Below are 12,784 nucleotides of genomic sequence, written 5' to 3' on the forward strand. Positions count from 1 at the left end.
GTGCCCCAGCCCACGTCACGACAGGCCCGGCCGCCGACGGTCCGCCCTCGTCGTCCATGGCCTCCGACAGGCGACGGGCGGGCCGGTCGGTGGAGCGGTGGATGTCCACGACGGCGACCGCGCCTGGTATCGCCCGCGCGCAGGTCGCGGCCACGCTGGCCGAGTGGCAGCTGGAGCCGCTGGCGGATGACGCTCGGCTGGTCGCCAGTGAGTTGACCTGCAACGCGGTGAACGCCGCGACCGCCCCAGGTCTTGATCCGGACGACCGTTTCCTGCGGTTCATCGGCCTGCGGCTGACCGAGACAGCCCAGCGGCTGTTCATCGAGGTCTTCGATGTCGCGCCCGGTCTGCCGACCCTGCGCCCGACGGAGGAACTCGCGGAGGGCGGCCACGGGCTGCACCTCGTGGCCGCCGTCGCGGACTGGGGCGTCTACGCGACGAAGGGCAGCGCGGGCAAGGTCGTCTGGGCCTCCCTTCGACCACGACGGCGCACACGGCGAGACCGGTCGCGGCCTGGGCCGGCTGCCGAGACGCAGCCCGGCCACGCCCGATGCTCCACCGACGGTGCGCGAGGATGCGGCGGTTTTGGGTCGGTTCCTGGAGGCCCTGCGCGCGCACACGTTTCCCAGCGTCTCTGGCCTGGCTCCCAGGCCGGTTGAGGGCGGTGCGTGGTGACGGTGTCGCTGGTCCTGCTGGCGGCAAGTGCCGGGTGTGTCGTCGTCGCCGGTTGGAAGATCGCCGGAGCCGTGGGTGTCTCCTGGTTGGTGCGGCGTCGTTGGGCGGCCGGCGCCGCGACGGCGAGCGTCCTGTCGGCGTTGCTCAGCGCCTGCCTCGGCGCCCCCGGCGCCGAGGTGTTGCACGCGCTCGTGGGGGCGTGGGCGATGTGGGACTGGTCGCAGATCCGGCCCCCACGCCCGCGCACGCGCCGACGAGTCCTCGCGGGCACGGCGTCATGACACAGCCCTTGGTCGTCTCTGGAAACCTACTCCCGTGGCAGCGTAGTGAATCCCCGTCGGGGTCGGTGCTGGTGGATTTTAAGCGGGCGCAGTCGGCGCGGATCGAGAACTATTTCCTGGGCGGGAAGGATAATCTCCCGGTCGACCGGGACGCCGGTACCAGTGCGTTGTCGGTGTTTCCGAGTCTGTGGTTGGCGGCGCGGGCGCGTCGGGCGTTCCTGTGCCGCGCGGTGACCTTTCTGGCCCGTGCGGGGTTCGGGCAATTCCTCGATGTAGGAGTCGGCCTTCCGGCCAGTCCTGATCTGCATGAGGTCGCCCAGGGCGTTGTTCCTCCGGCGAGGGTCGTCTACGTCGACCGTGACCCGCTGGTGCTTCTGCACGCCCGGGCGCTGCTGGTCTCTGGCCCGCTGGGGAGTGTCGAGGTTGTGGACGCGGACCTGCGCGATCCCGCGAAGATCCTCGCGCTGGCGTGTTTTGACGAGGGTGAGCCGGTCGTGCTCAGCCTCAGTGGCGTCCTGCCGTTTGTGTCTGACGCTGAGGATCCGTACGGGATCGTCGCGCAGCTGCTGGCGGGGTTGCCGGCGGGCAGCGCGTTGCTGCTCGACCATCTGACCGCCGACCACGCGCCCGAGGCCGTGGCCGGGCTGGTCGCGGTCTACAAGGCCGCCGTCATTGCGCTGCAGGCTCGCAGCCGCGGGCAGGTGGCCCGGTTCGTCGCCGGTCTGGATCTTCTGGGCCCGGGGTTGGTGTCCTGCCAGCGCTGGATCCCCGACCCGGCCGATCTGGACGACCTGCCGGCCGATGGGGCGGTGAGTTGCTATGGCGTCGTCGCCCGTCTCTAGGCGGCCCGCCCCCCGGGACGTGGGTCCTCGGGCGGATGCCCGGGTTCTCAGGTCGGTGCGGCTGGGTGGCGATGTCGGGGCCGATGGTGAGGCGCGGGTGCCGTGGCTGCGGCTGCCAGCGGGGACGGCGGGGTTGTTGATCCGCCGCCAGCCGGGCCTGGGGGGCGGCGGGCGCAGCGGGCCGGTCGCGCGCCATGTTCGGGACGGGGCGGGTGTGGAGTTCCGGGCGGTGACCTCGGCGGGTCTGTGGCCGGCGGCGATGGCGATGTGCCGGCTTCCGCAGGTCCGTCACGTGGTCGTCTTTCCCGTCAACGGGTCGCCGTCGCGGGCGGCGCTCGCGTTCGCGGTCGGTGACCTGCTGACCCGCCCGTCCCAGACGGCGCTGTCCGCGGCCGTCGTGTGCGGGACCGAGCCGCCTACCCGCGGGGGCCTGAACGTGGTCCGCCACGAGGTCCTCCTGGCCGCCCCCAGCGGGGAACGCGACCGGGTCGTCTGGCAGATCCTCACCGCCGAGAAGCACCCCCGCCAGACGGGCGACCTCGACGCCGCGCGACCGGTGGAAACGGCCGTGGGACGCCCTCCTCGCATCGCCGAGCTGACAACGTCTGATACAGAAACGGAAAGCGGTCGCGATGACTCTGGGTTCTTCGCCGCGTGTTGATCTGCGGACGGATGTGCCGCATTCCGCGCGGATGTACGACTGGTACCTGGATGGTAAGGACAACTATCCGGCCGATTGTGCGGCGGCCGAGCTGGTGTTGGCGAGTTTCCCGCAGGCGCGGACGGTGGCCCGGTCGAACCGGGCTTTCCTGCGGCGCGCTATCCGGTTCCTGGCGGCTGAGGCGGGTGTTGAGCAGTTCCTGGACATCGGTACGGGTATTCCGACCTCGCAGAATCTGCATGAGGTCGCCCAGCAGATCACGCCCCAGGCGCGGATCGTCTATGTGGACAACGATCCGATCGTTTTGGCGCATGCCCGTGCCCTGCTGACCAGTCATCCCGAGGGTGCGACCGCCTACCTGGACGCCAACCTCCTCGAACCCGCCCGGATCCTCGACTCGGACGAGGTCCGGGACACTCTGGACCTGACCCGGCCGGTCGGACTGTCGCTGATCGCGGTCCTGCATTTCCTGCCCGATGACACCGACCCGCACAGCATCGTCGCGACCCTGCTGGACGCGCTCCCGACCGGCAGCTACCTGACGATCACGCATGCGACCGCCGACTTCGCCCGCGCCCAGGCCGACCAGGCCGCCGAGATCTACCGCGCCCGCGGCATCCCCGCCCAGGCGCGCAGCCGCGACGAGGTCGCCTGCTTCTTCGACGGCCTCGAACTGGTCGACCCCGGGGTTGTCGTCGCGCACCGGTGGCGCCCCGGCGTGGGGAGCGACGTCCCGCAGCAGCCCGACGGCCGCAGCGAGGGGCCCCTCACCGACGCGGACGTGTCCTGCTGGGCGGCACTCGGCCGCAAACCCTGACCACACCTGGCTCGCGACGTCCTGTTGATAGCTGGAAAAGGGGGGGAGCTGTGCGCGTGGACCTGTTGGCGGCTACGCCGCCGGAGCAGCTCGTGGACGCGGTGAACGCCGTGCTCGCCGGCGGCCCAGTGCCCGACGTGGCGACGCTGCACGGCCTGCCCGAAGAGGTGGTGCGCGCAGCACTGGCGGCGTATCACGAGGCCGGGACAGCCGCGCTGACCCGGACGGCGCTGCGCTGGTACACCACCCGGCTCGTCTTCGCCGACCAGCGGCGCGCCGAACAGACCATGGCTACCATCGTCGGCCCGGTCCTGGACACCCTGCGCATCGGCGCCGACGCGGGAGCACCGGTTGACTGGTGGTACGCCCGCCGCGAGGGCGACTGGCGGGTCCACCTACGCCACCCCGACCCCGCCGCCCTCGGCACCTTCCTGCACGACCTCGGGCGCGGACGGCCCGTCGCGGCGACCCAGCCACAGGTCCACGAACCGGACCTACGGCCCTTCGGCGGGCTGAGCGGCACCACGATCGCCTACGACCTGTTCATCGCCGAAAGCCACGCCATCCTCGCCTACGCCCGCCGCCCGAACCCGCCGCTGCCGCTCCGTGATCTGTCCATCGCCGTCCTGGACGTCCTGCTCGCCGCCGCCGGTCTGCGCCCGCATACCCGCGGCGGGGTCTACGCGCAGGTCTGCGTCAAGCTGGCGCCGCGCCGCGCGGCCGAGCCGGACGGCATCCACCAGCTCGCCGCGGACCTACACCACCGACTGCTCAGCGACCCGCACCTGCACACCACGATCGGCAGCCGGTGGGCCCAGGCCGCCGCGACCGCCGGCACCCAACTCGCCGCCACCGCCACCGCCGGACTCCTCACCCACGACCTCTCCGACGTCCTCGTCGCCCTCATCCGCGCCCACTGGTCGCGCCTCGGCCTGTCCGCCACCGCGCAGGCCGTCCTCGCCTACGCCGCGCACGACGCCTACGCCCGATGCTGACCCCCCCGCCAGGCCGACCCCTCACGGCCCGCATCGGTGTGCCTCGGCTCCCCATGATCCCCACCCGGCCAGGGCCGGCGCGTAGCGCCGAGCAGCCGCTCCTGACAGTGAGAACCCCGATGTCCCAGACGAACACCGCGGCGCCCTCGCAGGCGGCGTCACAGCTGCGCTCCGCGATGGTCAACGCCCTGCTCACCGACGGGACGATCACGACCCCATCCGTCGAGCGCGCCTTCCTGACCGTGCCCCGCCACCTGTTCCTACCCGCCGAGACCTCGCTGGAGGGCGCCTACGCGCCGTACCGGCCGGTGGAACTCACCGACGCCAGGAAGCCGGTCGCCCTGGCCTCACCACCACCGTCGGCGTCCGTTGCCGCCCGCCGGATCGAACAGGCCCAACTCCACCCCGGAATGACCGTGGCCGAGATCGGCACCGACGGGCTGAACGCCGCACTCCTCGCCGAGATCGTCGGACCCGGCGGCCACGTCATCAGCACCGACACCGACACCCACGTCCTCGACCGGGCCCGCCGCCAGCTGGCCGCGACCGGCTACGACGACCAGGTCACCCTCCTACGCGCCGACCGGCACGACACCCTGCCCGCCCTCGGCCGCGCCGCGGACGTCATCCTCGTGACCGACCTGGCCAGGAGCATCCCTGCGGGCTGGCTCGTCCAGCTCGCCGCCGACGGCCGGCTCGTCCTGCCACTCCAGCTCGGTCCGGTGACGGCCACGGTCGCGTTTGTCCGCGACCGCGACCACCTGACCAGCACCAGCGTCACGCTCCCCGACCTGCTGCCCTTCCACACTGACGCCGGCCCCGGCGGGCGGGTCGTCGCGCTCGCCGAGTACGGCGGCGACCTCACCCTCGTCCCCGACGTGGAGGCCGAGCAGTGGGGCTCCGCCAGCCTGGCGGTCGACGACGAGGCCATCGTGTGGACCGACGTCGTGCGGGACCGGTACGCGTTCGCCGAGCTGTACCTGTGGCTCGCCTGCTGGCTGCCCTCTTTCCGCCTGCTGTCCCTCCTTTTCGGACCCGGCACCCGCGAGTGGCAGCCGTTCGGCGCCGCGGGCGTCTGGTCCCACGCCTACCTCGTCGCCGAATCCTGTGACGGCGGCTTCCGGTTCGGCGCCCACCCCGACGGCCCCAAGGCCGCCGCCGCCCTGACCGCCGAGATCCGACGCTGGGACGACACCACCCGCCACACCCTCCACCCCACCTACGCCTACTGGCTCACCGGCACCAGCCGCCCCCCAGCGGACGAGACATCCGCTGTGGTCGCGACTAGACACGGCGAGGCCGTGATCCACTGGCCGCCTATGCTTTCGCCGCGTCGCCGAGCCGAGGCAGGTTGAGCGGCTCGTGGGTTGACGGTCGGTTATCGGCTGGCTGTCTCTGGCCGATGTCGTGGGCGGCAGGTTGCTGCCAGGATCGGGCGACTCGTCGCGCATGAGGACAAATCTGCCGGCACTTCTGTGCCATGGGGATTTGGCTTGTAGGCAAACACAGTCGGCGGGGTCCGGCGGCCGGTCAAGACTGTCCTTGCTACGGAGCGGAACCGCCTGCTGGGGCGGCGCCGGGTCGGGGGAGCGCCGCCGCCCGTCCGACCGGCACTGGTCTCGTCCTGCGACCGACGGTGGATCGCCGTCTCTGCATCCCAGCTAGGCACCGTCGTCTGAGCCTCGACGCGCGAGGGGTGTGGCAGGCGAGGTGGGTGGTGGTGCTGTTTGCTCCTGCCGCGCCGGCGGCGGCTACGCTCAGTCAGCCATATGCCACTTTCCGGCGTATTTTAGGTGGGGTCGAACGGGCTGTCGTTGTGATCTTTGTCGCCTTGTCGTGATGCGCGCTGGGCGCCGATAACCGTCCCGTTCGTGGTGTGCGTTCGGCGATGGGGCAGTCATCATGGGTTACGCGTTGTCCGGTTGGAGTGGCGCTTACAGGCTGTGTGTCGCGGCTGCGTGCGCGCTGGCGCTGCTCGCGGGCTGTGGTGGCGGATCGCATGCCGGCTCGCCCGCCGCTTCTCCGAGTGCCGTGGGGTCCGCCGCGGCCGGTGGGCGATCGGGGGTGGCGGGGACGCCGTCGGCTGGCATAGCGGGCACGGCGGTGGACCAGCGGGCGGTGGATGGGGCGCTGGCCGCGTACCGGGCGATGTTCGAGGACTGGATCGCGGTCTCGGCGACGTCGGACTATCAGGATCCGCGTCTGACCGAGCATGTCAGCGGGCGGGCGCTGTCGTTGCTGTACGAGTCGGTGTATCTGGACAAGGAACACGGCGTGGTCGTGAAGGGCCGGCCTGTTCTCGCGCCGCGGGTCACGGCCCTGGGCCCCGAGCCCGATCCGAGTAGGGCGACGATCGTTGACTGCGCTGATGACACCGACTGGCTGGACTACCGGCTGGATGGCCAGTTGGAGGATGAAACGCCCGGCGGCCGGCACTTCGTGCAGGCGCTCGCGCTGCGGACCGCAGACGTCTGGAAGATTGATCAGCTGGTCATCAAGGACCGTGGCACATGCTGACCCGCCGCCGTGTCGCCGCCGTGGCCGTCGCGCTGGTGGTGACGGTCGGGATCGGGGCTGCTCCGGCCCAGGCGGGCGGTCATTTCGACGGCTCGGCGAACTGCGGCAACGAGATCCACGGCTGTGACGTGTGGGCGTCGGTCGCGGGGACGCCCGAGGAGCCGGTCGCGGTCCCGACGGCCGCGGCGAAGGCACCGTCGAGCCCGCAGGTGTGCCGCGCGCCGGGCGCGCAGACGCCCGTGCCGTGTGTGGACCCCGACTTCGGGTGGCTGGGTAGCGATGGCTGCTACTACCGGCCGGCCACAGGCTTCACGCCCGCCGCCGCGATGGTCGCCGCGGACGTCACGCCCGGCGTCGAGGGCGGCTGGTATGAGTGGACCTGTCTGGGGGTCAGTACCGGCGGTGGGGTTCGCTGGCTGCCGAACGCGGTGGCTGACCAGTTCATCCCCGTGACCCCCCAGATCCTCGGGCAGCGAGCGGAACGCCGCCTCGCGCTCCCGGTCCCGCAGATCGCGATGAACCCCGTCGCCGAGCAGATAGTGGGCGTGGCGACCTGGCTGTGGATCGAACCGGGCGCATGGGCGCCGGTCTCGGCGACAGCGACCGCCGGCGGGGTCGCGGTCAGCGCGATGGCCCGACCGACCTCGGTGACCTGGGCGATGGGAGACGGCGCGGTCATCACCTGCACGGGCCCGGGAACGCCCTACACACCCGACAGGGATCCGCACAGCGCGTCGCCGGACTGCGGCCACACCTACCACCACCGGTCGCTGGACGAGTTCGGCGGGACGTTCCCGGTGACCGTGACGATCCGCTGGGACGTCACCTGGGCCGGCGCAGGCCAGGGCGGAGTGTTCCCGGGTCTTGCGACAGTATCCACGAGGCAAGTCCGGGTCATCGATATTCCCGCGCTGGTTACCGGCGGCAGCTGAGAAGACGGTCGGATCGCGCCAGCCAGACGAGGTCCGGCGCGGATTTCCCGGAGCCGCTCCCGGATGCCCGCCAGACTTTTCTCACGTGAAGTAAGAAAGGGCGGCGAGGTGCGTCCGGGCACTACCGCCCCCGGAACGGGCCAGCGCACGGCTGACGCTGCTGTATCGAGAATCGCCTGCCGGCGACAGGCGGGTATATTCGCAGGCAGCACCGACTGGCCCGCTCACCGTCATTACCTGTGCTCGTAGGTCCTGCTGTGCGGGCGGACAGGTCGCCGCCCTGGACCACACCGACCGCACGACCGGGCTCACTGTCGGCATCGCGGATAGATCAGCAGCCGGTCCTGGGCCTCCATGTCTATCTGAGCGACGCCCCAGGGGCCGCCGCCGGGATATTTGAGCACAGGCCGCGGGCTGCAGCGGTGCCCAGCGAACTGCCAGCGAGGCATTCGCCCTGGTCAGAAGCGCTGCTCAAGTAGAGCCGACCAGCGCTGCTCATGCAGCGCTCAAGTGCATGGCCGGGTGCTCCTCTATCCGCGATCCCGACAGTCCCTGTAGGGATCGGCTCGACTCGGCCACTCGGGCCTGACAGGTCGGAGTTCTTGGCCAGTACCCACGCGGCGAATGCGGGTGTTGTTGGCCAGTGCGGCCGTGCCGGAGCACGGCGAGAGGCCGCTTCGACCTGCCAGCGCGTGCGGTAGGCCGCCGCTTGCGGGCGCGGACGTCAACGCAGTCGGCTGAGCGCTGACCGTAGGGCGCTTCCGGCGTCGGCCGTGACCGGCTCGCCGTGGCCGAAGCAGGCGACGTCTGGGTCGAGATCCGCCTGCCGGCGTAGGGATGCGAGTGCGGCGTCTCTGTCGACGTTGAACACTCCGAGGATGACCTGTCCGTCCTGCCTGCGTGCGACCGTGTCGCCGGTGAACAGGACGCCGTGGTCGGGCAGATGGACCGCGACACTGCCAGGGGTGTGGCCGGGCACGGCGACGGCCTGCGCGCGACTGCCGAAGTCGAGCGCGTCGCCGTCGTCGAGTTCGCGGTCGACCCGTACGGGCGCTGCCGCTGGCGGTGCGCCACGGGTGACCTGACGGTAGATCGGGCGCTCCCAGTCGAGCAGCACGGGCGGGGCGCCGACCGTCTCACCGCGGATCACAGAGGCGTCGTCCCGATGCGCGCAGATGAGGACGTCTCCCCAGGCGGCGACCTCGCCCGCCGCTCCCACGTGGTCGTGATGGAAGTGGGTCAGGATCAGCTGGCGCACGTCCGCCGGGCCGCGGCCGAGTCCGCGGATGCCCGCCGCGATCCGCTCGCCAGATCCCGCGACGCCGCAGTCGACCAGTGTGAGGCCGTCATCGTCCAGCCACAGGTAGGCGTGCCCGACCGGGAACCGGAGAAAATACAGCCTCGGCAGCAGCCTCACCAGCTCCATCGCGCTCATGCGTGGAAATGTTAGGAGAGCCATCACCGGCTCGCCAGGATGTTGCGCCCTGCGCGGATCTGCCGCCAGCAGACCGCCAAGACCCGCCTGGTACGAGCCACGCCACCCGAGGACGGGCCAACCATCGCGGCCATTGGCCATCTACTGGCCAACCATCACAGCGAGTGGCCATCCGTCCCCGATCCCTACAGGTCTTGTAGGGATCGCTTGAAGATGAGCAGCCAGTCCTGGGGGTTAGCGCCTATCTGAGCAGCGGCGTGAGTGTGCGGTCGGGATAGATGAGCAGACGTCGTGGCTTTCCGCTCGGATCGATCTTCACCGTCGGCTACTGCTCGTAGCCGCTTGCCGGGACTGATCGCTTCCCTTCGCGACACCCGAGCGCCATCGGGCAAGGCAACATCAAGATCACACTGTGGCCATCGTGGAGGGGATCGCGCGACGGCCGATCGGCGCGTCGGGCGGGTATGAGCACCGAGGCTATCCGCGGAGCGTTCTCCGCTGCTCCTGTTCGGGGGTTGGCGCGGACGCCGCTGGCTGGGTCGCCTCCCAGACGTCACGGGCGATGGTGGCCCACAGATGCTGGGGGAACTCGTGACCCATGTCCGGATAGGTGATCAGTCGGGCGTCGGGGATCGTCCTGGTGAGGGTGCGGGCGGCGTGGAGTCGAATCCAGGGATCATCCTGGCCGTGGATCACCAGGGTTGGTACCGCAATCGGCGCAGCTGGGCGCGGAGGTCGCCGCCGGTGCGGCTCGCGGCGAGCTGACGCTGGGTCGCGCCTGGGTCATGGTCGCGGTCCCAGGACTCCGTTGCGGTCTTGCGCACCCACTCCTCGTCGATTGGGTGCGCCGTGGAGCACATGATCAGATAGGTGTCGACCAGTCGCTGCACGCCGCCTTCGCGGGTGTCGTCGTAGCGTTTGCGGGCCAGCCGCAGCAGGGTGCCGATCTTTAGGTTGCGCAGGTTGCTGATCGCGCCGCCGGTCCCGCCGGCCATCGCGGACACGAGGCTGCGGACCCGGTCCGGATGCCGAATGGCCACGAGCTGCGCGAGCGTGGCGCCCAACGACTCGCCCAGCAGGTGGGCGGATTCCCAGCCGAGGGCGTCCATGACGGCGACCGCGTCGTCGACCATGTCGTCGGCCCGGTAGGCCGGCCCGCCTCCCCGTCCGAGCAGGGTCTTGATGGTCGTTCGGGGTGGGGAGGTGAAGTGGGTCGACAGGCCCGCGTCGCGGTTGTCGAAACGAGCGACGGCGAAGCCCCGTTCGGCGAGCTGCCGGCAGAACTCGTCCGGCCACCAGATCATCTGGAAGGTCAGCCCCATGACCAGCAGCAGCGGTTCTCCGTCGGGCGGCCCGAACGTCTCGTATGCGATCTTCACGTCGCCGTTGTGGGCGAAGGAGATGGACACAGGGTTCTCCGCTCCTCGTGAGGGCCTGGCGCTGGCGTGGTCGTCCTCGCCCTCTTGGCAATGCACCTGACATGCTAAGAGTGGTGGACTGCTGATGCAATGCAGCCGCATTGTCAAAGGAGGTGTCGGTGCCGAAGCGGGTGGACCCGCTCGAGCGGCGTCGCAGCATCGCGGAGGCGGTGTTCCGGGTGACCGCCACCCGCGGAGTCGAGGCCGTCAGCCTGCGCGACGTCGCCGCCGAGGCCGGGGTGTCGATGGGGATGGTCCAGCACTACTTCCGCAGCAAGGACGAGATGCTGCTGTTCGCGCTCGACCACATGCGCGATCGAGTCGCCGGTCGGCTACAGGCCCGGCTCGCCTGCCTGCCGGACCCCACGCCCCGCGATGTCGCCCGCGCGGTCCTGACTGAGCTGCTGCCCATCAACGAGGACAGCCGGGCCGAAGCCGGCGTCTCCGTCGCGTTCTACTCCCGCGCGACCGTAACCCCCGCCTACGCACTGGCCCTCCGCCAAGGCTTGCGGGGCCTGCTCGACGTCTTCACAGAGCGTCTGCGCGCCGCCCAGCACAGCGGTCACACACGCCCGGACCTCGACGCCGAGCAGGAGGCCGCATCCTTGTTCTGGCTCGCGCACGGCCTGGTAGGCCCGCTCCTCGTCGGCCTTTACACGCCTGAAACAGCCCAATCCCTGCTCGACCGCCACCTGGACCGGATCTTCACCTGACCGCACCGCCATCACCGCGGTCGCCACGGCCCACACCCCCACCGCCTCACTGACGGTGATTGCTCAAATAGCTTGCAGACCGCTGCTCATGTAGTGCTCAACTACGAGGCCGAATGCTCGTCTATCCGCGATCCCTACAGTCCCGTCCGTGACCCCATCGGCCCCCCTGTCCGTTAGCCAATACGGTCGCCCGTTTGATGGGCTACCCCACGGCCGGGGTTTCCGCAGGTCAGCGGCCCGATGGCACTACACGAGTACAGCCAGACTTGGTTAGCGACAGCGTTCCTTTATTAGTCGCGCCGGGGGCGGCGCGCGGCGGAGGCGCCGGTCCCGTGTGGTCGGGCGGCTGATTCACTGCCCCTCTATCCCCATTCAAATCTTCTTATTTATGATCGCGGTGCAGGTATTCGAACTCCATTTCCCTTCCCCCTCTTCATTCCTTTTTCTCCTCTCTCCGGAAATGGCTCCGACCTGCGGAAACCCGGCCGGAAGAATCATGGGAAATGCGCGAGAAAGGCGCCGATTGGTATTGAATTCCGCGCGTGCGGGAGGGACTATTAGATATCGGCGCGTCGCGCCCGGCGCGCGGCGCTAAATCCCTCTCTTGCATGGAGACTTCCATGTCGTATTCCTTCATTTCGCCTGTCTTCTCTCGGGACATTCCTTCGACTGTTGCCGGTGAGGCGGCCACGGCACAGGACATGGCGCGGGTCACTGAGGCGGACTGGGTTGAGATCGTCGGCCACGCCCGTCGGTACTGCCGGAAGGTCGATGCCACTCGGTCGCGTAAGCGTGCCGACGGTTCGGCCACGATCGCGCGAGACGGGTACGGGAGTTACGGCAGTGATGACGTGGCCGACGACGTCGCCCAGGACGCGGTCCTGATCTTCGCCCGCCGGCTCGGTGTGATCATGAGCCGGTGTGTCGTCGCGTCCGTCAACGTGGCCACCCGCGAACCAGACCGGTGGCAGTACCAGCCCAAGACGGGAGAGATGTTCCTCGCGGACCGTGCCCTGATCCGGGCGTGGGCCGTGCCGGAAGCGGCCAAGCGCAACGGCTACCGCCTGGTCAAGCCCTCGGACGCCACCGCGCCGGAAGTCGTCGAACAGCGTGCCCGGTATCTGGCCGCCGTCACGTTCCTCGCGGGCATGTCGCAGGAGATCTTCGCGGAGGCGTGGGGCGACGGACGCGACTTCCCGACGCTCGGAAAGATCTTGGATGTGGCGGGTCGCGCCGATGACCTCGGGCGTGCTGGGGTGTTCTCGATCGTGGCCCAGCAGATGTACGGCGGCAAGTACGGCTCTGGCCGCCAGACCCGCAGAGTCCGAGACACTGCCCGCGAGGAAGCACGCGAACTGTCCGCACGCTGCGACGCCATCCGCGACCGGCTCACCTACCAAGAGCAGCCCAAAGACCACCCCCCGACCGACTGACGCACCACCGCCCACCCGGGAGCCTCCGAGCACCACGCTCGGAGGCTCCACCCATTTCCGCCGTG

Annotated in this window: 14 protein-coding genes; 11 read left to right on the plus strand and 3 right to left on the minus strand. The window is 70.1% G+C overall.

All coding sequences use genetic code 11. The features are described 5' to 3' along the window. Window positions 1–101: 101 nt before the first annotated feature. From I6A60_RS20270 to I6A60_RS20310, 9 genes are all read left to right on the plus strand, one after another. The gene (locus tag I6A60_RS20270; protein WP_203022426.1) at window positions 102–659 is read left to right on the plus strand and encodes an ATP-binding protein; all 558 of its coding nucleotides are present in this window, start codon (window positions 102–104) and stop codon (window positions 657–659) included. 12 nt (window positions 660–671) lie between these two features. Next, window positions 672–956 carry a hypothetical protein gene (locus tag I6A60_RS20275; protein WP_203022427.1) on the plus strand — a complete coding sequence of 95 codons (285 nt, stop codon included), beginning with the start codon at window positions 672–674 and terminating at the stop codon, window positions 954–956. A 71-nt stretch (window positions 957–1,027) separates the two neighbouring features. After that, the gene (locus tag I6A60_RS20280) at window positions 1,028–1,798 is read left to right on the plus strand and encodes an SAM-dependent methyltransferase (RefSeq protein WP_307873772.1); all 771 of its coding nucleotides are present in this window, start codon (window positions 1,028–1,030) and stop codon (window positions 1,796–1,798) included. A 229-nt stretch (window positions 1,799–2,027) separates the two neighbouring features. After that, window positions 2,028–2,459, plus strand: coding sequence for a hypothetical protein (locus I6A60_RS20285; protein ID WP_203022429.1), 432 nt, complete (start codon window positions 2,028–2,030; stop codon window positions 2,457–2,459). Then, window positions 2,431–3,276, plus strand: coding sequence for an SAM-dependent methyltransferase (locus I6A60_RS20290; RefSeq protein WP_203022430.1), 846 nt, complete (start codon window positions 2,431–2,433; stop codon window positions 3,274–3,276). Before I6A60_RS20285 ends, I6A60_RS20290 begins: the two co-directional genes overlap by 29 nt. Before the next feature lie 56 nt (window positions 3,277–3,332). Beyond that, window positions 3,333–4,271, plus strand: coding sequence for a thiopeptide-type bacteriocin biosynthesis protein (locus tag I6A60_RS20295; protein ID WP_203022431.1), 939 nt, complete (start codon window positions 3,333–3,335; stop codon window positions 4,269–4,271). Between the two features lie 119 nt (window positions 4,272–4,390). Further along, on the plus strand, window positions 4,391–5,626 hold the full coding sequence (locus I6A60_RS20300) for a methyltransferase, FxLD system (RefSeq protein WP_203042313.1): 1,236 nt from the start codon (window positions 4,391–4,393) through the stop codon (window positions 5,624–5,626). A gap of 748 nt (window positions 5,627–6,374) precedes the next feature. Continuing rightward, window positions 6,375–6,788 (plus strand): hypothetical protein, encoded by a 414-nt coding sequence (locus tag I6A60_RS20305; protein ID WP_238435839.1) that lies wholly within the window; start codon window positions 6,375–6,377, stop codon window positions 6,786–6,788. After that, window positions 6,782–7,720, plus strand: coding sequence for an ATP/GTP-binding protein (locus I6A60_RS20310; RefSeq protein WP_203022434.1), 939 nt, complete (start codon window positions 6,782–6,784; stop codon window positions 7,718–7,720). The genes I6A60_RS20305 and I6A60_RS20310 overlap by 7 nt, the downstream gene beginning before the upstream one ends. Window positions 7,721–8,444: 724 nt before the next feature. Here I6A60_RS20310 and I6A60_RS20315 read toward each other — a convergent pair. The 3 genes from I6A60_RS20315 to I6A60_RS20325 all read right to left on the minus strand — a co-directional run bounded on the left by I6A60_RS20315 (window position 8,445) and on the right by I6A60_RS20325 (window position 10,564). Beyond that, window positions 8,445–9,155 carry an MBL fold metallo-hydrolase gene (locus I6A60_RS20315; RefSeq protein ID WP_238435840.1) on the minus strand — a complete coding sequence of 237 codons (711 nt, stop codon included), beginning with the start codon at window positions 9,153–9,155 and terminating at the stop codon, window positions 8,445–8,447. 477 nt (window positions 9,156–9,632) lie between these two features. After that, window positions 9,633–9,851 (minus strand): hypothetical protein, encoded by a 219-nt coding sequence (locus I6A60_RS20320; RefSeq protein WP_307873773.1) that lies wholly within the window; start codon window positions 9,849–9,851, stop codon window positions 9,633–9,635. Further along, entirely contained in the window at window positions 9,848–10,564 is a 717-nt protein-coding gene (locus I6A60_RS20325; RefSeq protein WP_203022435.1) for an alpha/beta hydrolase, read from the minus strand. Before I6A60_RS20325 ends, I6A60_RS20320 begins: the two co-directional genes overlap by 4 nt. A 128-nt stretch (window positions 10,565–10,692) precedes the next feature. Here I6A60_RS20325 and I6A60_RS20330 point away from each other — a divergent pair, with 128 nt between their 5' ends. Both I6A60_RS20330 and I6A60_RS20335 read left to right on the plus strand, forming a co-directional pair. Further along, a complete protein-coding gene (locus tag I6A60_RS20330) occupies window positions 10,693–11,286 on the plus strand; it encodes a TetR/AcrR family transcriptional regulator (protein WP_203022436.1) in 594 nt (197 codons plus the stop codon). A 542-nt stretch (window positions 11,287–11,828) separates the two neighbouring features. Continuing rightward, entirely contained in the window at window positions 11,829–12,719 is an 891-nt protein-coding gene (locus I6A60_RS20335) for a hypothetical protein (protein ID WP_307873774.1), read from the plus strand. The last annotated feature ends 65 nt before the right edge of the window (window positions 12,720–12,784 follow it).

Source organism: Frankia sp. AgB1.9 (assembly GCF_016786355.1).
Classification (GTDB): Bacteria; Actinomycetota; Actinomycetes; order Frankiales; family Frankiaceae; genus Pseudofrankia.

Coding starts and splice junctions, on each gene's coding strand:
- I6A60_RS20270 (WP_203022426.1), top strand. CDS start 102: ATGTCCACGACGGCGACCGCGCCTGGTATCGCCCGCGCGCAGGTCGCG.
- I6A60_RS20290 (WP_203022430.1), top strand. CDS start 2,431: ATGACTCTGGGTTCTTCGCCGCGTGTTGATCTGCGGACGGATGTGCCG.
- I6A60_RS20300 (WP_203042313.1), top strand. CDS start 4,391: ATGTCCCAGACGAACACCGCGGCGCCCTCGCAGGCGGCGTCACAGCTG.
- I6A60_RS20310 (WP_203022434.1), top strand. CDS start 6,782: ATGCTGACCCGCCGCCGTGTCGCCGCCGTGGCCGTCGCGCTGGTGGTG.
- I6A60_RS20315 (WP_238435840.1), bottom strand. CDS start 9,155: ATGAGCGCGATGGAGCTGGTGAGGCTGCTGCCGAGGCTGTATTTTCTC.